A 20,750-nucleotide genomic window follows, 5' to 3' on the forward strand; every position below is an offset into this window, starting at 1 on the left:
GGGTAGCAATTAGGAGTTGAGGGCGGCGAAGAGGTCGACCGTGTTGCCGTCGGGGTCGGAGACCACAGCGTAGCGCTGTCCCCAGAACGCGTCCCAGGGTTCGTGGACGATTCCTGCCACGGGATCGCTTCCCCCGTCGCCGCGCCCGGTGAGCTTGGCGAATGTCGCATCGACCGCCTCGGCGGTGGAGCAGTCGAAGGCCAAGGACATCTTGTTTCCGCCGGTCGGGCGGGTCCATTCGGGATCGATGCCGAGGACGACCGCCTCGGTGTCGAGGAGGATCCGCAGGGATCCGGAGGAGAACTCGGTGTGTGGGGCGTCCGGGCCGCCGTCGGCGAGTTCGAGACCGAGAGCGGAGTAGAAGGTGATGGCGGCGGGCATGTCTGCGGTGATGATCGAGATCGCGTCGAGTTTCATGACTTCAGACTATGCGGACGGGTGCGGTGCCGGCTTGAACGAATCGGCCATGATCGCACGGCCCTCGGGAGGATTTCGATGCCGTCGGGCGAGCGATAGGCTCATACTGGGTGGGCTGAATGGTCACGCCCCGGAGCGGATTCGCGTGACTGTTTCTCCCACCTACGCCAATCGTCGGGCCTCAGTCCTGCAGGTAGGGTTCGAAGACTGCGCGCAGTTCGGGCGTCAGCGGGGTGGGCTTCTGCGAGTCCCGATCGATGTGGACGAGCACGCAGTCGTGGTCGAAGACCTGACGTCCGTCCTGGTCACCGCGGGTGTTGACGGTGAATGAGGAGTTGCCGAGCTTCTTCACCGTCACGGTCATCTTCAGTTCGGGGCCGTACATGACGGGAACGAGGTAGTCGATGGCCTGGCGGGCGACGAGCAGTCCGCCGCCGGTGATGTGTCCGGCCCGGATCTCGTGCATCCAGCGCACGCGGCATTCCTCGATGAGGGTGATCATCCGTGCGTTGTTGACGTGGCCGAGCAGGTCCTGATCCGACCAGCGCACTTCGGGTGAGAGTTCGAAAGTGGCCATGACTGCCTCCAGGAGCTGATTGGGATGGTGACTTAACGAGCGTTCTACAGTTAACCAGGTGCTCGGTGGCAACGGAAATCTCGCGTCTGCCGTTACGGGGAAGACTAAGCTATGAAGCGAACGCAGGAGTCCAGGTGCGGCCGACTGAGCCGGCCGTAAGGGAATGGTTCGGTATGGAATCGAAGAACGCACTGGTCATCGAAGACGATGACGATATCCGCCGGCTGCTCGAGGTCGTGCTGGAGCAGAGCGGATACAGCGTCGAATCGGTGGCGACGGGCAAGCTCGGACTCGAACTCTTCGACGAAGCCGAACGCACACTCATCACCGTCGACCTCGGACTGCCCGATATCGACGGTCTTGAACTCCTGCGGCAGATCCGACCCCGCACCGTGGCGACGATCGCGGTGATCAGCGCCCGGGCGACGCAACGTGACAGCGACGCCAGCCTCGAAGCCGGAGCCGACGCGTTCCTCACAAAACCGTTCAAACCACGCGAGGTCCGCGAGTTCCTGCAGGCGATGGACGAAGAGTGAGTCGACCGCGCTGATCGCCCGGTTCAGTGGTTGGGTGCCGGTGGGCATCGCAGCCCGGATCTCAGTGCTGACCGCGGGTCGGCAGATCGAGGAAACGGGAGCGGATCTCGACGATCGTGTCGTCGCCGACCCGGGACAATCGCGGCAGTGCAGCACGTGCGGCATCGAACTCGCGGCTCTCGACCAAGGTTGTGAAGTCTTCGGCAGCCACCTGCAGTCGGCGTGCTCCGACCATCGTCGACGACACCCGGATGCTGGCGATCGCATCGCTGGTGGCCAGCACGTCCTCGGCGGCCACGGCCTGCTGCAGATTCGCCAGACGGCGCGGCCAGATGAGGGCGAACCGGGACACGATCTCCTCGGCGTACTCGTCCCTGCCTTCGAGCTCCTCGGCGAGTTCGGTGAGGCTGTTCTGGTCGAGCAGCGGAACGACTTGCAGTGCCGCCGGGGTGAAGGTCGAGGTGACGAGCACGTCGTCGGCGTTGCGCTTCGTCTTCGCCCACGAATTCCGGCCGGTGACCATGCGGGCGATCGCGCGGGGATAGTAGAAGTAGGTGAAGTAGACGTAGACGAGGTACCCCAATCCCAGCAGCACCGAGGCGGTCCGACCGATGGGTTCGGGCCCCCACCGTCGGTAGAGTGGGCCCCACAGGGCATAAGGGAGAACGACGAAGACGAGCCCGGTGAGGACGATGATCCAGGTCGCGGCATCACTGACGAATCCGAAGAATCCTTGGGCGATCGCGACGGCTGTGACGATCGGGATGAGCAGGAGATTGAGCATCATCAACCACGGTTGGCTCATGAAATAGTGGATCTCGACGAACCCTGGGAACCTCAGGACGCGGCTCCTGCGCAGAGCAGGCAGATTAGATGCGCACTCCATGATTCCCTGTCCCCACCGCGTGCGTTGCGTGAGGAGTCTGCGGAAATGGGGCAGTGCCTCCTGGGACACATGGGCCTGCGGGAAGTAGCCGTTGCGGAATCCGCGGGTAAGGATATTGAGCCCGAGTTCGTAGTCCTCGCTGAGCTTGTTTCCCCACGGTTCTCCATGGTCTTCGGTGAGTGCGTCGAGGACGGTGAGGCGAGTGAACTGTCCGTTGCCGCCCATGCCGACGGTCCCAGTAGTCACCCGCAGCTGCTGCATCGCCGAGTTCGAGGTGCGGAACTCGATGTCCTGCATCCGGATGAGGAACCGGCCGAGGAGGTTTAGGAACCAATTGCGTCCTGGACGCGGCCGCTTGTCTCCGCGGTTCTTCATCCACACTTCGAGCTGCGCCGCGCCGAGGGTCTCGTCTCCGAAGCCAGCCGGGCCCGAGAGCACTGACAGGGCGTTGTCCGAGAGGAACCCGTCGGCGTCGAGGACTCCGATGACGGCGCGGGCACGGTCGGCGGGGTCTGCGCCGACGAATCCGGACACCGAGCGATAGGCCGCGTTGAGCGCCTTCCCCTTGCCCGTCCGCGCCTCGGGCAGGACCCGGGAGATGAGGTGGGTGCGGTCGTCGACGTCCATGATGTCGGTGACGATGGCGGCGGTGGCGTCCTCGCTGGCGTCGTCGATGACCCAGATGTGGGCCTCGGGGAATGAGGTCCGCGCGGCCGAGACGGTCTCGGCGATGACGGATTCCTCATCGCGGCAGGGGATGAGGAAGTGCCAGGTGAAGTCCGTGGGGTCGCCGGGGTCGACGGCTTTCTGCCGGACATAGGAGATGAGCAGCAGGCTGACATAGGCCAGTGAGAGCGAAGCCGTGATGGTGATGGTGATGAGCGCGATGTCGAACCACCAGTACTCACCAAGGCGCCCGAAGGATCCGGAGAAGCAGAAGATGTAGGCCGCGAGAACCCCATAGACGAGGGAGAGCAGCACCGCGATCGGACCGATCTGTCTCGTTGAGGACTGGCCGTCGTCTCTGGTCACAGTCGGGCTCCTTCGTTTCGGGTCACGGTCGAGCTCCTTCGTCTCGGGAGGGGATGCGGACGCTGAATGTGCTGCCGGTGCCTTCAATCGAGGACACCGTGATCGTTCCCCCGTGTGCGTCGACAATGCCTTTGACCAGGGAGAGTCCCAATCCGACGCCCCGCTGACTGGAGGCCCGGGCGGCGTCGCCGCGGAAGAACGCCGTGAAGAGCTGATCGACCTCGCGGGCAGGTATTCCTGCCCCGTCGTCGACAACGTCGAAACCGATGCCGAGCGCATCAGAGCGGGTTCGGACGGTGACGCGATGTCCGGGCCCGGAGTATTTGATGCCGTTGACCACGAGGTTCGTCAGCACCTGCGTGATGCGCTTTGAATCGGCGGAAATCGTCGGGGAACGCGCGGACTCGACGGCGAGTTCGACTTTCTGGTCGGCGGCCGTCGAGCGAAGCTGTTGGACGACGTCGTGGATGAGCGGGGCGAGTTCGAACTCGGTGATGTTCAGTTCGAAGCGGTTCGACGGTGTCTGTTGGGCGCTGAGAATGTCCTCGACCATGGCGAGCAGCTGATCGGAGTTCCGTTGTACGACGGCCAGATATGAGGCGATCGCCGAGGCGGCTGCGCGGGAGCCGTTCTCGAGTTCGTCGAGTGCGAGGTCCGTATACCCCATGATCGAGGTCAGCGGAGTCCGCAGCTCGTGTGAGACCGAGGCGAGTATGCGCTCGCGGGCCCGGATGAGCTGTTGAGTGGATGTCACGTCCTGAGTGGTCACGATCGTGTGCGGGGCGATGCTCGGATGCCCCTGCCAACTCACCGAGGTGATCGACAGCGCCAGCTGATCGCCGCTTTGAGGACCGACCCAGATCAGTTCATCGTCGAACCGTTCTCCGCGGCGGGCACGGGCCACTGGTGACTCCCTGGGGTCGATCCGGGTGTGCCCATCGGCACCGAACATGTCCCCGTCGGCGATGGCGGACTCGTCGATGACAGAGTCTCCGGCGTCGGAACTGCCGATGGTGGTGTCTGCGTCCCCGGGACCATTCGAGGTGGTCCGAGCGCCGGCCAAGCGTTTGACCGTCGCGTCGAGGTGGGAGGTGAATGCGGGGTTCTTGAACGCGGTGTCCCCGTTCTCGTCGAAGACGATCACTCCGACGTCGACGCTGGCACCGGTGCCGCGCAGCAGCGCGCTTGTCTTCTGCAGATCGCTGGTCAGGCTCTGCTGCCGCTCAAGGGCCGCAGTCAGGCGCGTGTTCATCGAACGCAGGCGCGTCTCGAGCCCGATGGTCAGCCCGGAGACGAGCACGACGGCCACGGGCAGGATGAGTGCGAGCACGATCCGGGCGGCATCGACCGGAGCATCTCCGCCGAACAGGCTCACTGGGGTGAGGGTGATGAGCACTGCCCCGAGTGCGATGACGGCGCCGCGTGTGCGGAAGCTTGTGACCAGCCAGACGACAGGGGTGAAGGCGAGGATCGACAGGCCCGCCCCGTCGGGGTAGGTTCCCAATCGGCACAGGCCCAGGGCGAGGAAGTCGAGCAGTGGGATCGCGAGATTCGGCACCCAGGGGCGTAAGAACTTCTCCGAGTAGACGGCACCGAGCGTGGCGATGACGAGCAGGACGGACCCCGATATGAGCCACTCGTGGCCCACTGCTGAATCCGGTCGCAGGGCGCTGAGCAGGGCTGCGCTCGCCCCGAGCAGGATCGCAAATGAGACCTGGTGGATGATCGTGAAGGCTTTGGTATCGCCGGCGATGAAGCCGAGGTAGGCGATGCGGACGAGCCGGTTCACCGCCGATCCGCCGATCGTGTCGAACTCAAGTGGACAGAGCGCACGACAGCCGCCTTTCGCCGCTTCCTGGAGACCCCCATTTGCGGAGGTCTTTGAGGAAACTATAACTGTGCTCAGCCGCGACGGCGGACGATCTCCTCGTTGACGGCTCCGACCACCTCGTGGAGGTCGCCGATGATCGCGTAGTCGGCCCGCTGGACCATCGTGGCCTCCTCATCGGTATTGATGGCCACGAGCGTCTTCGCCCCCTCGATTCCGGCCATGTGCTGAATTGCTCCCGAGATCCCGCAGGCGATGTAGACATCGGGGGAGATGCGGCTGCCGGTCTGGCCGACCTGTTCGGTGTGTGGGCGCCAACCCAGGCCCGTGACCACGCGAGAGACGCCCAGGGCACCGCCGAGGTGGTCGACGAGTTCGAGGACTTCGACGAATCCGTTCTCCGAACCGACCCCGCGACCGGCTCCGACCACGGCCTTGGCCGAGGTCAGTCCGGACGCATCATCGGCGGCCTCGACCTCGGTACGCTGGACACAGGCGGCCAGGTCCGCCTCGGCGACGGTGAGGTCATAGTCGTAGACCTCCGGGGTGATCGGGGTCGTCTCTTCGGGAGTGCAGGCGTGGCCGGCGATCGTGAGCACCTGCAGATCCCCGTCGAGGCGGAGGCGTTCGAAGGCGGTGCCGCCGTGGACCTGACGCAGCAGGCCCTCTGCGTCGGCGGCGATGACATTGGCAGCCATGCGGGCGCCGGTGCGGACCGCGGCATGAGCCATGAGCTCCATACCACGCGGGGTGCCCGAGGCCAACAGTGTGCCGGACTCCGGAGCGACGTCGACGATCGCCTGCGCCCACGCCGCCGCAGAATACTCGGCGAGATCCGGATGGTCGAGATGATGGATGACACCGACCCCGAGCCGCCCCAGCGACTCAACCGCAGCATCACTGAGCGGGCCGATCACCACCCCCTCCGTGCTACCTGACGGCGGCCCAGATACCTCGCGCGAGGTTGTTGCGCCCCCGTCAGGTAGTAATTGGGGGTTTTTGCGGGCGAAGGTGATGGCTTCGGCGGAGGTGAGTGTGACCTCACCTGCCGGGTCCGTTTCGACGAAGACCATAGTCATGGCCGGATCACTCCGATCTCCTCGAGCACATCGACCAGGGCGGGAGCCGCTTCGGGGCCCTCGCCGAGGATGGTCACCGAACTCGCCTTCACCTCGGGCAGTTCGAGCCGGAGCCGGGGGCTGCCCGTCCCCGGAACGGGTGCGTCGTATTCGACGACCTGCGCCTTCTTCGCCTTCATCCGCCCGGTGATCGAGGGGTAGCGCGGATCGACCCCGCCCTCATGGACTGCGACGACCGCGGGCAGATCGAGGGAGAAGATCTCCGTTCCCGCTGGTCCGATCCCGCGCGCCTCGATCCGCCCGTAGCCGCGCTCGCCGCCGGGCCCGCCGCCTCCAGCCGCCCCGCCGACACTGATCGTCTGGATATTCGTGAGCACCGGGTACCCGAGGTCATAGGCCAGGCGGATCCCGACCTGGAAATCGCCGGTGTCGGCGGCATCGTCACCGGTGAGGACGAGATCGAAGGTCTGCCCCGCCTCGGCGCGATCACGGATGACATCACCGATGGCCTGCGCAATATCCTCGGGGGCGAACACGGACGGGTCGGCCGCCTCGACGAGGATGCCGTCGTTCGCTCCCACCGCCACGGCCGCACGCAGCTGCTCGACCGCCTCGGCGGGACCGAGAGTGAGCACGGTGACGGTCCCACCGGCCTGGGCCGCGGTCTGGATCGCGAGCTCGACAGCGCACTCCTCGTGCGAGGACATGGTGTGGCCGAGACCGGATTCGTCGATCCCGGTGCCGGTGGCATCAAGGGTGACGGAACCGGCGATATCGGGGACACGTTTGATGCAGACGAGGATGTTCACGGCTACCTCCGGATGCACTCGTTGTCAGGGTCGAACAGCGGCGTCGAATCGACCGATGCCACCGTCACCGGATAGAACTCCTCCATGTACACGACCTGCAGACGGTTGCCCAGCACCGCCTCGGCGGGTGGGAGGAACGCCATGAGCACGTGTTTGCCCAGGCTGGGAGCCGATCCCGCCGAGGTGACATAAGAGTGGCGACCGTGCCCGTCGATCAGCGGATCGCCGTCCGCGGAGACGATGGGTTCCCCGCCGAGCATGTACCGCTTCTCCCCGCCGGCACTCGTGTGATCGTCGACGGTGAGCGAGCACAGCACCGTCTTCGGGTCCTCCTCGCGGTGGCGCAGATGCGCGGCCCTGCCGACGAAGTCCTGGGACTTCACCTTCGGTCGGCTCATCCCGACCTCGACTACGCTGCGTTCGGAATCGAGCTCAGTCCCGAATGCGCGGTAGCCCTTCTCGATCCGGCCCGTGGTGCCGTAGACGCCGAGTCCGACGGGGAGCAGTCCGTGCGTGTGGCCGGCGTCCATGAGCGCATCCCAGAGCTTCAGCCCCGATTCCATCGGCACGTAGAGCTCCCAACCGAGGTCACCGACATAGGAGATGCGGGAGGCGAGCACCTCGAGCGAACCGATCTCAATCGTCCGGGCGGTGCCGAACTTGAATGCCTCATGGGAGACATCGGAGCTGGTGAGACCGCCGAGGATGTCGCGGGCTCGCGGTCCCCACAACCCGATCGTCGTCCACGAACTCGTGAGATCGGCGATCTGCGCCCCCGTATCGGGCAGTCGGTCGGCGAACCATTTCAGATCGACCATTCCGTGGGCGGCACCCGTGACGACGCGGAACCGGTCGTGCGCCAGACGCATGATCGTCAGGTCGGAACGGAACCCGCCGTTCTCATCGAGGATCGGGGTGTAGACGACCCGACCGATGGCGACATCCATCTGAGCCAGGGCAATGTGCTGGACAGCGTCGAGAGCAGCCGGACCGAACACATCGAAGATGACGAAGCTCGAGAGGTCGACGAGCCCGGCACGCTGCCGCATGGCGAGGTGTTCGGCGTTGATGATCGGTGACCACCAGCGGGAATCCCACTCGGCGCTGCGGTCCATGACCGCGTCACCGAACTCCTCGAGCAGACCGGCATTCGACTGATACCACTGCGGCCGCTCCCACCCGCCGGCTTCGAAGAACACGGCCCCGAGATCGGCCTCGCGCTGCCACATCGGGGATCGGCGGACGTCACGGTCGCTGGCCCACTGCTCGCCGGGGTGGACGATGCCATAGGTCTTGTTGAATGCCTCCGAGGTGCGGGCGCGCACGTGTTCGCGGGTGCGCTGATGGGAGTGGAAGCGAGCGATGTCGGCACCCTGCACGTCGATCTCCGGCAGTCCGTGCGTCATCCACTCGGCCACCGCCCGCCCGACGCCAGGACCTTCCTTCACCCACACGGCCGCCGCCGACCACAAGCCCTTCACCTGGGGTGATTCGCCGAGGATGGGCGCCCCGTCCGGAGTCAGCGAGAGCAGTCCGTTGATCGCGTAGCGGATCTCGACGTCCGGATTCGACAGCACCTCGGGCATGAGCTCGACGGCCTGTTCGAGCTGCGGGTCGAAGTCATCCTCGGTGAACGGCATCTCCGTGGGGGAGAGCTTCGCCGCCTCGATCGAGGGAATCTCATCGGGGTCGTGGAGGATCGGCCGGTGGGCATAGGAGCCGATCTCCATGTCCGAGCCGTGCTGACGTTCGTAGCAGAAGGTGTCCATGTCCCGCACGATCGGAAACGAGATCTCGCCGGGACGTTCGGCCAACTGCGGGACGGGCCCGACGCTGATCATCTGGTGGACCGCCGGAGTCAGCGGGATGGCCGCACCGGCCATGGCGGCGATCCGCGGGGACCAGACACCGCAGGCGATGAGGATGCGGCTCGTCGCGATCGCACCCTTCGTCGTGTGCACGGCGGCGATCTGCCCGTTCTCGACATCGATGCCGGTCACCTCGGTGTTCGGGGACACGGTGAGCGCTCCCTTGGCTTCGGCGGATTCGCGCATCATCGTGCCCGCCCGGACCGAATCGACGACTCCGACCGTCGGAGTCCAGAACGCGCCGAGGATGACCTCGGGATCGACGAACGGCACCTTCTCGGCGACCTCGGCGGGGGTGACGAGGGAGGATTCGATGCCCCACGAGCGTGCCGAGGCCATGCGCCGCCGCAGCTCCTCCATGCGCTCCTCGGTGCGGGCGACCTCGAAGCCGCCGGACTCGGTGAAGACCCCGAGTTCCTTGTACTGGCGCATGCTGTCGAGTGTGAGGTCGGTGATCTCACGCGAGTGATCGACGGGGAAGATGAAGTTCGAGGCGTGCCCGGTCGAGCCGCCCGGATTCGGCAGCGGGCCCTTGTCGATCTGGACGATATCGGTCCAGCCGAGCTCGGCGAGGTGATAGACGAGGCTGTTGCCGACGATGCCGGCACCGACAACGACGACGCTGGCCTGGGCGGGGACGGAAGCCATGAGCAGGCTCCTCTCTGAAGGCATCTTCGCCTTCACCAGCATCGTTGCGAATTATGCAACGATGCGCGCTATGTGGAACTGCGTACGATGATCGTCCTCCGCCGAGGCGGGAGTGTCAAGAGTGCGTAAGCGCGGTCATTGCGCGGTCGGAAGATCGCGTCGAACGACAGCGTCAGGGCTGAGCGGTCAGCTCTCGGAAATACCGCTGAGCGAACTCGGCGAATCGGGGACAGGCCGAGTGGGCGCCGCGGGTGTTCCACTCGAGCGTGACGTCGACCTCGGGCGAATCGACGATCTCGCGATAGACCACCTCGGGGTGGGAGTGGGTGAATGAGGTCGCCGCCGAGGTGACTCCGACAGCTTTGTCGAGGACGACATTGACCAGCCATTCGTCTGTATTTCCCGCCATCAGCGGACGAGGCGCGACAGGTCGGTCGTCCCAGAGCCGCAGACTCGCCGTCGGCGAGACGGAGCACAGCGCCACCGTGCTGTGGGCGATCTGGTCGAGGCTCAGCTGAGGGCTGGCCGCGAGCGGGTTGGACACGGAGACGGCTGCGACGAGGGACTCGCGAAAGAGCGGCCGGCACTCTCGTCCCTCGGGTGCTTGTGGTTCACCGACGGCCCGTTTCACAATGGCGATGTCAATATCGGCCTTGGCCAATGCAGCGTCCAGATCGTCGGGTCGACTCGCATCGATCGGTGTCTGCGAGGTGGCCTGCCATTCACTGATGAGGCCGTGCGTGTGTTTTCCCAGTCCCGCCCATGCCCATCCGAGCCGGAGGGGTTCGCGATCGTCGCCGAAGCGTTCGAGCAGCCGGTCGAGCCGGCCGACGAGGGACGCGGCCTCGACAGCGAACTCCATTCCCGGCTCGGTGAGCACGACGCTGCGGGTGGTCCGCTCGACCAGCGTCGTCCCCACACGCTCCTCCAGCTGCGAAATCGTCCGCGACAGAGTCGGCTGAGTCGTGCCGAGGAGCGCAGCGGCGACCGTGAACGAATGGGTCTGGTCGATGGCGACCAGGGCGCGGAGATGACGCAGCTCAACACTCATGCGCTCAGCGTATAGCGGCCGATCTGGATCCTCCAAGGCCGCGCGGAGAGGCGGAGCCCTTGGAAAGACCGAGGCGCCCAGGGAAACCAGCCGTTCTGGCGGAGCGACGGCCTTTTCATGCGTCTCAGACATGAATATCCGCACAGAAGTATTTCTCTTCGCCTCCGAACGTGCCTAGGCTCGCAGCAGACCACCACACCAGCGAGACGAGGGAGACACCATGAAGGTACTCATCATCGGAGCCAAGGGACACGTCGGAACCGCGGCCGTCCGAGCGCTCGAAGGCAAGCACGAAGTCATTCAGGTCGGTCGGAGCACGGATCCGGCGGTCGATCTCGACGATCCGGCGACGATCGAGGCGCTGCTGAACGAGGTCGGTGAGGTCGATGCCATCGTGTGCACGGCCGGACACGTCCCGTTCAAACCCGTCACGGAACTGACCCGGGAGGACTTCGAGTCGGGGTTCTACGGCAAGACGCTCGCCCAGCTGGATCTGGTGCGCATCGGCCTGCCCCATGTCAGGGACGGCGGTTCGATCACCCTGACGACCGGGGTGACGGCCCGCGCCGCGATCCCCACCGGATCGGCGGCCGCGATGGCCAGTGGAGCCATCGAATCATTCGTCATGGCCGCCGCCGGTGAGATGCCGCGCGGCGTCCGCATCAATGTCGCCAGTCCCACCGTCCTGGAGTCGGCCACGCACTTCCACGACTTCTTCCCCGGATTCCCACCGGCCTCCGATGAGGCGGTGGGCAATCTCTACCGCCGCGCCGTCGAGAGCATCGACAGCGGCACCACGTACATCCTCGACTGACCACCTCCCCGAGGAGGATGATCACACCCACGCCGAGGCGGGACCCCAAGAGCGCGTCCGTGCCGATTTCGTGGGGTACCGATTTGGCGTGGTTCAGTGTTCGCGCCACCCGAGGCGGGCTGAGATGTCGGCGGCGGCCGAAGTGAGCAGGTCTTTCGCCGAGGCGACCTTGTCCTCGGTGAAGCGGAAGCTCGGTCCCGAGGCCGAGATCGACGCGATGACGTCCCCGTGGGCATTGCGCACGGGAGCGGACACTGCGGTCAGCCCGACCTCGAGCTCATCGACGACGAGCGAGAATCCGGTGGTGGCCACCTCGGCGATCTGGGTGAGCAGCTGCGCAACCGAGGTCACGGTGTGCGGGGTGTAGCGGGTCAGCTTCGCGCCCAGGGTCTCGCGGATGCCGGCCTCGCTCAGGCCGGAGAGCAGGACCTTGCCGTTGGAAGTCGCATGCAGCGGAATGCGCTGACCGACCCAGTTGTGGCTCTGCACCGAGGCAGTCGACGAGGCCTGATCGAGGTAGAGCGCGGCACCGTCGGAGAGGACGGCGACGTTGATCGTCTCGCCGGTCGCCTCGGCGAGCATCTTGGTGATCGGGCGGGCTTCCTGGACGATGTCGAGACGCGCGGTCGTCGCTCCGGCGAGGCGGAGGATGGACAGGCCCAGACGATATCTGCCTCGGTGATGATCCTGCTCGACGAGTCCGCGGGCTTCGAGGGTGGAGACGATGCGTGAAGCCGTCGACTTGTGCACGCCGAGTTCACCGGCGATCTCGGTGATCCCGGCGAGCCCCGTGCGGGCGATGATCTCGAGGATCGTCACGGCCCGATCCACGGATTGGACGCCGCCCGAGCCCGCATCTTTGTTGCTCATTTCGAAACTGTAACTCACGACGCGCAACCCGGCCAGAGTCTGAGGGTGTGGGGTAGGGTGAGTGCGGTCGGTGGGCCTCGATTCCGCCGACCCCCTTTCCCCGACGGAGCTGAGCACGATGAGCAATGGGACCCAGTCGATCGACCGGGCGGCAGAGATTCTGTCGTTGGTCGTGAGGTCCGACGACCCGATCTCCTACACCGAGGTGGTCGAAGAGACCGCATTGGCTCGGTCGACGGTCTCACGCCTGCTCTCCGCCCTCGAACGCAACGGTCTGGTCGAACGCGACAGTGACGGCCTCTACCGCGGCGGATCGCTGTTCGCGACCTATGCTTCCCGCTTCGACCGAGTGGAGAACCTCGTCGCCGCAGCCGACCCGACCCTGCAGCGCCTCAGCGAGGAGACCGGTGAGACGGTCAACCTCGCCATGCCGGGACCCAAAGGAGTCGTCCAGGTCGCCCAGGTCGATTCGACGTTCGTCCTCGGCGCCACGAACTGGGCTGACGTGGAGGTGCCGCCGCACTGCTCGGCTCTGGGCAAGGTCATGTTCGCCTATGACGTCATTCCGCTGCCGACCGGCAGGCTGGAGCGGCGCACCGAGAAGACCTTGGGCTCACGCAAGGAGCTCACCGACGATCTCGACACGGTTCGCGATCGCGGATTCGCCATTGTCCACGAAGAGTTCGAGATCGGACTCGACGCTCTGGCCGCACCGGTGTTCGGCATCGACGGAGACGTCGTCGCGGCCGTGGGAATCTCCGGACCGACGATGCGCATCGCCGAACACCACGATCGCCTCGGTGCGCTGCTCGTCGACGAGGCGGGACTGCTCTCGCGCAGTCTCAGACGCAAGGTCACCCACCGGTAGGGACGGTCGGACCCGGCATCATGACACGTGATCTGTGCGCATCCGTTTCAGTTTGTCCGGGTTGTTCACTTGTCGCAGGCCCATGACCTGGCCGGTGCCGTCGACCTCGACGGCCAGCACACGCAGATCACCGTCCTTGACGATTCCGATGCCCGCTTCGCCGTTGACAGCGATCACCCCTGTCACCTGCTGGCTGCTGGGATCGCTCGGATCGAATACCGCGGCGAAGAATCGGATGATCCGATCGATGCCGAACAGAGGATTCCGAGTGGCCGGGACCTTCCCTCCGCCGTCGCTCCAGAAGATCGCATCGTCGGCCAGCAACAGACGCAGCGCCGAGCTCTGATCGCCTGAGCGGATTGCGTCGACGAGGCGGTCGATCACCAGCCTGTTGACCGAGCGCGGTAGGTCTCTGTCGAGGTCGAGCCGTCGTTCGGCTCTTGAAATCATCTGCCGGACAGCGGCGGCAGATTTGTCCAGGATCGAAGAGATCTCGCTCGCGGGGACGTCGAATGCTCGGGATAGAACCACGGCTGCCCTGGCTTCGGGAGTGAGCTGATCGGCCAGATGCAGCAGGGTCACCGACAGCAGCTCTCTGTTCGCCACGGCTTCATCGGGCAGTGCTTCGGTTGCAATCGGTTCGGGGAGCCACGACCCGGGGTACTCCTCTTTGACGCTCTCGAGATGCCGAGCCTGGTCGATCGACCGGCGGACGCAGACCGTCGTCAGCCACCCCGGCCAGGAACGCACTGTGCGGGTCCTGCCGGGGCCGGCGGACGGCTGAGTCGACGTGCCGGAAGGCGGCTGAGTCGAATGGCCAACGGCACCGTCGGAACGATCGGCGGCACCCTTCCGCTCTTGGACGACCGCTGCGATGCCGACCTCGGAGACGATGTCCTCGGCCAGCCCGACGTCTCCGAGCATGCGGTAGGCGATTCCGAAGAGTCGCCCCCGGTGCTCTTCCCAGGCGCGGGTCGCCGGTGATTCGGTGTCAGGCGCGTTCACGTGCACCAATGTAGACCACCGTGGATTCTCAGTGGCGGCGGCTCACGACTGCTCGCCGTCTGCCGGTGCTGCAGCAGACTCTGCCTCGGCCGGTGGGACTGTTTCGGTGCTGATCGCCAGGCGGTTCCACACATTGATCGTCGAGATGCCGAGCAGGAGGTCTCCCAGCTGCTCATCCGTGAAGTGGCGCGCCGCCTCTGCCCAGATCTCGTCGGTGACTGAGTCCGGTCCGATCTTCGTCACGGCGTCGGTGAGGGCGAAGACGCTGCGCTCGCGGTCGTCGAAGAGCGACCCGGTGTGCTGCCAGGCGGCGACGTTGACGACCTTGCGCGAGGAGACTCCCATGGCGATCAGGTCGCTGGAGTGCATGTCGACGCAGAATCCGCAGCCGTTGACGATGGAGGCGCGCAGCTTCACGAAGTCGTAGAGTTCTGTGCCGAGGGCTCGCCTGCAGTAGGAATCCATATGTGCAACGGAGGCGTAGGCCTTCTTGTTCATCTGGTCGAGGCTGATGCGTGCCATGGGGTCCCTTTCGCTTGATGCGTTTGCGGCGGGCGACTCTTCGGCCCGCCACCTACTGTGTCGGATGGGGATCCCATTGTGTGACACCGGAGCGACATCGGGTGATCGAATCGGCCCGATCGTCGCTTCTCACCACTCGATCACCACGCGGTCGAGACCTCTTCGGCGCCGCCGAGGGCCGCGAGCTGCTTGCGGCGCCAGACCTCGGTGTCCTTGATCTGATTGAACGTATAGATGTGCAGACCGGCGACGCCCATATCCTGGTCGTCGAGGACCGGGCCGATCTTGTCGAGGAACTTCCGCGGGTTGTATCCGCCGGGCTTGGCCATCCGCGTGAAGGTCGCCGTGTTCTTCCGCAGGAACCGCGTGGACTCTCCCACCCCGATCTTCGTCGCAACTCGGGCGAGCTTCGCCAGCTCCACCTTGCCGGCAATACCGAGGACCAGCGGCAGTTCGACGCCCCGTGCGCGAACCCTGGGCACCCAGGACGCGATGAGCGCCGGATCGAAGCACAGATTCGACACCAGGTGCGTGGCGTAATCGCGTTTGTCCCACATCGCCTGGATCGTCACATCGTCGGGGATGATCGGATGCGATTCCGGATAGGCGCTGACGCCGATGTGCTGGAACGGTGCGGCCATGGATGAGAGATCGACGAGGAGGTCGTGCGCACCGACGTATCCGCCGGCCGGGGGAGTGGCGTCCCCTGCGGGGACGAAGATCCGGTCCACAGCCGCCTCGGCGAGACGATCGACGATCTCCGTGAGCTCGGGTCTGCCGTGGATCATCCGTGCGGCCAGGTGGGGCACGGCGCGGAAGCCCAGGGCCTGGAGCTGTTCGGCCGTGGACAGCGTCGCCTCGAGGGTCAGTCCCGTCGACGCGGTCACCGTGATCTCGCGGCCCGGTGCCACGTACTCCTCGATGCGTTCGACGATCCCGGCCGTGGGCAGAACCTCGTAGCGGGCGGTGCTCAACAGCCTGCGCAGCGTTGACTGTGACATCCTCGTCTCCTTCTCGGAGGTCGATTCATGAAACTCGCATGTGCGAGTCCCTTGCGTCCCGGTGTGTCCGATCCTACACTCATTGTACCCATGATATGGGAATCAAGTTCCATAATATAAAACTGTGCAAGCAGGGGGAACACCATGGACAACAATGTCCCGTCAGTGGACCAAAGCGACAGAGAAGTCCCGATCAACCTTCGTCAATCCGGCCCCACCCCGGTCGAAATGCTCATCGACACCCGCGTCCGTAAGTCGCCCTATTGGGAGCTATCCATGCAGCAGGGCTGCTGGCGGGCGTCGATCTACAACCGGATGTACCACCCACGCGGCTACATCCCCCGCGACGAGGGCGGGATGATGGCCGAGTACCAGTCCCTCGTCAACGATGTGACCCTGTGGAACGTCGCCGTCGAACGGCAGATCCAGGTCAAGGGCCCCGACGCCGAGGCGTTCGTCAACTTCGTCATCACCCGTGACGCGACGAAGATCCCGGTGATGCGCGCCCGCTACGTCATCCTGTGCAACGAAGCCGGCGGCATCCTCAACGATCCGATCCTGCTGCGGGTCGGCATCGACGAATTCTGGTTCAGCCTCTCCGACACCGACCTCATGCTCTGGTTGCAGGGAGTCAACGTCGGCGGCCGGTTCGACGTCACGATCGCCGAGATCGACGTCGCACCAGTGCAGGTCCAGGGCCCGAAGTCCGTCGACGTCATCGCCGACCTCGTCGGGGAGGAAGGACGCACGCTGCCGAGCTACGGACTAATGGAAGCCCAGGTCGGCGGGCGTGACGTCATCATCTCCCAGACCGGATTCACCGGTGAGAAGGGTTACGAGATCTATCTCAAGGATGCGACGAAGTACGCCGAGGATATGTGGAACGCCGTCCTGGAAGCCGGCGAGCCGTACAACATCAAGGTCGTCGCCCCCAGCCACCACCGCAGGATCGCGGCGGGCATCCTCTCGTGGGGGCAGGACATGGACTTCGAGACGCTCCCGTTCCAGGTCAACCTGTCCTACCAGGTGCCACGGAAGAAGGAGGCCGACTATATCGGCAAGGCCAGACTCGAGGAGGTGCGCGGGCTGATCGAGGCCGGTACCCCGCCGTATCGCACGCAGCTGGTGGGTCTGCTGGTCGGCGGCAGACCGATCACGGACTATGCGCCGGACTTCTGGCTCGTCTCCGCTGCCGCTGACGGTGAGGCGGTCGGGTACGTGACGTCGCCGTGGTATTCGCCGGAACTCGAAGCGAATATCGCAATGGCCCACGTGCCGGTGTCGGCAACCGAGCTCGGCACCGAATACTGGGTGCATCTGCCGGAGCCGTTCGCAGATACTCCCGGAGTCCCGGTTCGCGCCGAGGTGGTCGAGATGCCGTTCCGCCCGAGCGTGAACCCCAACCAGCGTGAGCGCCTGAAGATGCGCGGCCTCGACGCCGCAGTCTGAGCCGACTCCCGCTCCCCGAGGCCGAGCGCGGTCGCCGTTGCGCAAAGCCGGCGGCCGCGTTCGCATGTCCGGATGCGCTCGGATATTCGGGCGCGACAGTCGGCTCAGAGCAGCGGCATCACGCACCGTTGGTGCCGAATCCTCCCGTTGGCACTGCCGGCCTCCCTCACCCGGAGTAGCTTCTCCTGCAGGTAGCAATGCACCCCTCACTCTCAGCGACAAACCACCCCGGTGCAGAGGGGCGATAGGTCGCTGAGGGTGAGGGATGCGACCGCCGGTGCGGATTGCGACTCACGGTGCGGTGTGCCACTAGTGGTGCGGGGTGCGACTCAAGGTGAGGGGCGGGGGAAGGTGCTGCGCCGCGGCGAAGCGGATCAGTACGCTTCGCCTCGGCGAATAATGGCGCCCCGGCCGCACCTCACACGGCGGCTCCCGCGATCACTTTCCGCGGAGGGCCTTGACCTTCGCGAGGAGTTCGTTCTCGGCATTGGGGCCGGCCTTGATGCCGGTGGGCAGCTTGATCATGAACCAGATGCCGACGAGCAGCCACACCGCGAAGCCGACCCACGACTGCCATGCCAGCTGCGCAGACACCGGGGTGATCGGAATGTAGAGGATGAAGAGGATGAACGTGAGCACCGATGAGATCACGCCGATGACCACTCCGCCATTGCGATCTCCGCCGATGCGCAGTGGGCGTTCCATGTTCGGTTCGCGCCTGCGCAGGACGAGGAAGCCGACGCTGACGAGGAAGTAGGCGATGACGATGGCGGGCGAGCCCGCGTCGACGATCCAGCCGAGCGCTGCAGTGCCGAAGAAGGGAGCGATCGCGGAGAGGATGCCGATGAAGATGATGGCATTCGACGGAGTGCGGTATTTCGGGTGGAGCTTGCCGAACCACTTCGGGATCATTCCGGCCGCGGCCATCGCCCACATGAGACGGGACGAACCCATGAGGAAGGCGTTCCACGACGTGATGATGCCCGCGAGTCCACCGGCGATGACGATCTTGCCCCAGATGTCCGAATCGAACATGATCGACAGTGCGTCTGCGGTGACGAGGTCATGAGTGCCCAGCTCGTCGGCTGGCATCGCCATCGAGGTGGTGCCGATGATGATGATGTAGAAGACGATGGCCATGATGACGGAGAGGACGACGAGCTTGCCGATCTTCGCCGGTGGCAGCTTGACCTCCTCGGCGGACTGCGGGATGACGTCGAAGCCGACGAAGAGGAACGGCACGACCGCCATGACGCCGATGAATCCGGCGCCGCCGCCGGTGAACAGCGGCTCGGTGTTCTCGAGGCTGCCGCCGACGAAACCGCCGGTGAGCAACATGAGACCGACGATGATGAGGAACCACACGACGAAGGTCTGGACCATCGAAGCGAGCTTGACGCCGCGGATGTTCACCCAGGCGATGATGATGGCTGTGATCGTGCCGACGAGTGCCCAGGTGAGGTACACGTCGAAGCCGGCGACGTTCCAGAGCTTGATCTGCTCGAGGTTCGGGAACAGGTAGACGGCGGTCTTCGGCACCGATACCGCCTCGAACATGACGACGCTGATGTAGCCGCCGGTGATCGCCCATGATCCGAACAGGGAGACGCGGGGACCCATCGCCCGGATGAGATAGTTGTGCTCCCCGCCGGCATGCGGCATCGCTGCCACCATTTCCGAGTACACGGTGCCGACGAAGCACATGATGATGCCGCCGACGGCGAAGGCGATGATGGCGCCGAGCGTGCCTGCACCGTTGAGCCACTCCCCGGTGAGGACGACCCAGCCGAAGCCGATCATGGCACCGAATCCGATGAAGAGTGCGTCGACCGTGCCGAGAGCCCGGACGAAGCCGTGGCCTCGATCTCCGGTGACGGTCTGGGTTTCAGGTTGACTCATGAGGTTCCTCGACACTTCTCTGTGGATGGACGAACAGGTGCTGGGCCGCGCCCCGGGCATGAGCCGAATCACGGCAACTCCGATAAGGCAGATTAGCAGGATTCTGACCGTTACCGGTGAGTTGCCTGCGGGTGACGCCGAACCGTTGCGATGGTGCTACATTTCGTCTGGTGCACAGCTCACATCGCTCAGCGATCGTCCGCGTCATCGCGGGCTACCTGGCAGCGTTGGTCACCGGAGCCACTCTGCTCATGACCCCGGCGGCCACGGTCGCCGACGGCGGCATCTCACTGCTCAAAGCCCTCTTCACGGCCACCTCGGCGCTCAGCGTCACCGGACTCGTCGTCCTCGACACCGGTCAGGACTTCACGCTCTTCGGTCAGATCGTCATCATCTGCCTCATCCAGGCCGGCGGTCTCGGCGTGCTCCTGCTCACCGCACTGCTTGCCCTGCTGCTGGCGGGAAAGGCCGGTCTCCGGCTCCGCCAATCCGTGGCCTCGGAGACGAAGAGCGATGCGATCGGCGGCGTCAAGCCTCTCGTCCTGCGCATCACGGCACTGACCTTCGGCACGGAACTCGTGGTCGCCTCGGCGCTGTTCCTCCGATTCTTCCTCCACTACGACGAACCCGTCACGGCCGCGATCTGGGATGCGATCTTCCATGCGATCTCGGCGTTCAACAACGCCGGATTCGGGCTCCGTCAGGACAACCTCGTCGACTACGTGGCAGACCCCTTCATCTGCGGTCCGATCGGACTGGCGGTCATCCTCGGCGGGCTCGGCTATCCCGTCCTCATCGAACTCGTCCGGCGCTACCGAACTCCGCTGAAGTGGGGTCTGACCACGCGGATCATGGTCGTCATCACCCCGGTTCTGCTTATCGGCGGCACTGTCTTCATTGCCGTCATCGAGTGGAACAACGCGGCCACGATGGGCCACCTCGACGCGTGGGGGAAGATCCAAGGAGCGACGTTCCAATCGACGATCACGCGCACGGCCGGGTTCAACTCGATCGACATCAGCCAGATGCACACGGTGTCCTGGTTCGGGATGGACGTCCTCATGTTCATCGGCGGCGGACCGGCCGGCACGGCAGGCGGCGTGAAGATCACGACGATGGCGGTGCTCGCGGCGACGACGTGGACGGAGATCAGCGGCGGACGATCCGTGACCCTGTTCGGTCGCCGCATCTCCCGTGACGTGCATCGACAGGCGACGACGGTCATCGTCCTCGCGCTCGGCTGGGTGCTGCTGGCGACGATGGTCATCCTCCTCTGCGACCCGAGATTCGGCCTCAGCCGGGTCCTCTTCGAGGTCATCTCCGGATTCGGCACGGTCGGTCTGTCGACCGGGATCACCGCAGATCTGTCCGCGCCCAGTCAGATCGTCCTCATCCTCACCATGGCGCTCGGCAGGCTGGGTCCGGTGACCGTGGCGTCCGGTCTGGCACTGCGCGAGCGCCCCATCCGCTACGAACTGCCGAAGGAACGGCCGCTGATCGGCTGAGCGCCGAATCATCGAGAGCCGACACCCTCGCCGAGGCGGCCCGACTGTGAGTCGGGACGCTGAGCAGGGTGACGGTACAGAAAGGA

At 65.2% G+C, this 20,750-nt stretch carries 18 protein-coding genes; 5 read left to right on the forward strand and 13 right to left on the reverse strand.

Annotation, left to right across the window (positions count from 1 at the left end):
* Positions 1-9: 9 nt before the first annotated feature.
* Complete coding sequence (locus KTJ89_RS18685) at positions 10-417, reverse strand: VOC family protein (RefSeq protein ID WP_172172471.1); 408 nt, start codon at positions 415-417, stop codon at positions 10-12.
* 181 nt (positions 418-598) lie between these two features.
* A complete protein-coding gene (locus tag KTJ89_RS18690; RefSeq protein ID WP_139469417.1) occupies positions 599-994 on the reverse strand; it encodes an acyl-CoA thioesterase in 396 nt (131 codons plus the stop codon).
* 173 nt (positions 995-1,167) lie between these two features.
* On the opposite strand from KTJ89_RS18690, the gene KTJ89_RS18695 reads away from it, so the two are divergent.
* Positions 1,168-1,530 (forward strand): response regulator transcription factor, encoded by a 363-nt coding sequence (locus KTJ89_RS18695; RefSeq protein WP_259358890.1) that lies wholly within the window; start codon positions 1,168-1,170, stop codon positions 1,528-1,530.
* Positions 1,531-1,591: 61 nt separating this feature from the next.
* On the opposite strand, the gene KTJ89_RS18700 is transcribed toward KTJ89_RS18695, so the two are convergent.
* The 6 genes from KTJ89_RS18700 to KTJ89_RS18725 form a co-directional block, all read right to left on the reverse strand.
* Positions 1,592-3,448, reverse strand: a complete 1,857-nt coding sequence (locus KTJ89_RS18700; protein WP_259358891.1) for an XrtP-associated glycosyltransferase — start codon at positions 3,446-3,448, stop codon at positions 1,592-1,594.
* Between the two features lie 22 nt (positions 3,449-3,470).
* On the reverse strand, positions 3,471-5,237 hold the full coding sequence (locus tag KTJ89_RS18705; RefSeq protein ID WP_259358892.1) for a sensor histidine kinase: 1,767 nt from the start codon (positions 5,235-5,237) through the stop codon (positions 3,471-3,473).
* A gap of 113 nt (positions 5,238-5,350) precedes the next feature.
* Positions 5,351-6,355, reverse strand: coding sequence for an electron transfer flavoprotein subunit alpha/FixB family protein (locus KTJ89_RS18710; protein WP_374990300.1), 1,005 nt, complete (start codon positions 6,353-6,355; stop codon positions 5,351-5,353).
* A complete protein-coding gene (locus tag KTJ89_RS18715) occupies positions 6,352-7,164 on the reverse strand; it encodes an electron transfer flavoprotein subunit beta/FixA family protein (protein ID WP_259358894.1) in 813 nt (270 codons plus the stop codon). Before KTJ89_RS18715 ends, KTJ89_RS18710 begins: the two co-directional genes overlap by 4 nt.
* Positions 7,165-7,166: 2 nt before the next feature.
* Positions 7,167-9,680, reverse strand: coding sequence for a GcvT family protein (locus KTJ89_RS18720; RefSeq protein WP_259358895.1), 2,514 nt, complete (start codon positions 9,678-9,680; stop codon positions 7,167-7,169).
* Between the two features lie 172 nt (positions 9,681-9,852).
* Complete coding sequence (locus tag KTJ89_RS18725) at positions 9,853-10,731, reverse strand: LysR family transcriptional regulator (protein ID WP_259358896.1); 879 nt, start codon at positions 10,729-10,731, stop codon at positions 9,853-9,855.
* Between the two features lie 220 nt (positions 10,732-10,951).
* On the opposite strand from KTJ89_RS18725, the gene KTJ89_RS18730 reads away from it, so the two are divergent.
* Positions 10,952-11,545, forward strand: a complete 594-nt coding sequence (locus KTJ89_RS18730; protein ID WP_259358897.1) for a short chain dehydrogenase — start codon at positions 10,952-10,954, stop codon at positions 11,543-11,545.
* A gap of 93 nt (positions 11,546-11,638) precedes the next feature.
* Here the strand turns inward: KTJ89_RS18730 and KTJ89_RS18735 are convergent, their stop codons facing one another.
* The gene (locus KTJ89_RS18735) at positions 11,639-12,415 is read right to left on the reverse strand and encodes an IclR family transcriptional regulator (protein WP_259358898.1); all 777 of its coding nucleotides are present in this window, start codon (positions 12,413-12,415) and stop codon (positions 11,639-11,641) included.
* Between the two features lie 118 nt (positions 12,416-12,533).
* Here KTJ89_RS18735 and KTJ89_RS18740 point away from each other — a divergent pair, with 118 nt between their 5' ends.
* Positions 12,534-13,283, forward strand: coding sequence for an IclR family transcriptional regulator (locus KTJ89_RS18740; protein WP_259358899.1), 750 nt, complete (start codon positions 12,534-12,536; stop codon positions 13,281-13,283).
* Between the two features lie 18 nt (positions 13,284-13,301).
* Here the strand turns inward: KTJ89_RS18740 and KTJ89_RS18745 are convergent, their stop codons facing one another.
* The 3 genes from KTJ89_RS18745 to KTJ89_RS18755 all read right to left on the reverse strand — a co-directional run bounded on the left by KTJ89_RS18745 (position 13,302) and on the right by KTJ89_RS18755 (position 15,811).
* Positions 13,302-14,288, reverse strand: coding sequence for a sigma factor-like helix-turn-helix DNA-binding protein (locus KTJ89_RS18745; protein ID WP_259358900.1), 987 nt, complete (start codon positions 14,286-14,288; stop codon positions 13,302-13,304).
* Positions 14,289-14,330: 42 nt separating this feature from the next.
* Positions 14,331-14,810 (reverse strand): carboxymuconolactone decarboxylase family protein, encoded by a 480-nt coding sequence (locus KTJ89_RS18750; protein ID WP_259358901.1) that lies wholly within the window; start codon positions 14,808-14,810, stop codon positions 14,331-14,333.
* A gap of 140 nt (positions 14,811-14,950) precedes the next feature.
* Complete coding sequence (locus tag KTJ89_RS18755) at positions 14,951-15,811, reverse strand: methylenetetrahydrofolate reductase (protein WP_259358902.1); 861 nt, start codon at positions 15,809-15,811, stop codon at positions 14,951-14,953.
* A gap of 165 nt (positions 15,812-15,976) precedes the next feature.
* Here KTJ89_RS18755 and KTJ89_RS18760 point away from each other — a divergent pair, with 165 nt between their 5' ends.
* Entirely contained in the window at positions 15,977-17,260 is a 1,284-nt protein-coding gene (locus tag KTJ89_RS18760; protein WP_259358903.1) for a glycine cleavage T C-terminal barrel domain-containing protein, read from the forward strand.
* A gap of 438 nt (positions 17,261-17,698) precedes the next feature.
* On the opposite strand, the gene KTJ89_RS18765 is transcribed toward KTJ89_RS18760, so the two are convergent.
* Positions 17,699-19,159 carry an APC family permease gene (locus KTJ89_RS18765; RefSeq protein WP_259358904.1) on the reverse strand — a complete coding sequence of 487 codons (1,461 nt, stop codon included), beginning with the start codon at positions 19,157-19,159 and terminating at the stop codon, positions 17,699-17,701.
* A gap of 170 nt (positions 19,160-19,329) precedes the next feature.
* On the opposite strand from KTJ89_RS18765, the gene KTJ89_RS18770 reads away from it, so the two are divergent.
* Positions 19,330-20,664 (forward strand): TrkH family potassium uptake protein, encoded by a 1,335-nt coding sequence (locus KTJ89_RS18770; protein WP_259358905.1) that lies wholly within the window; start codon positions 19,330-19,332, stop codon positions 20,662-20,664.
* Positions 20,665-20,750 lie beyond the last annotated feature (86 nt).

The organism is Brevibacterium sediminis (assembly GCF_024895295.1).
GTDB classification, from domain to species: domain Bacteria; phylum Actinomycetota; class Actinomycetes; order Actinomycetales; family Brevibacteriaceae; genus Brevibacterium; species Brevibacterium sediminis.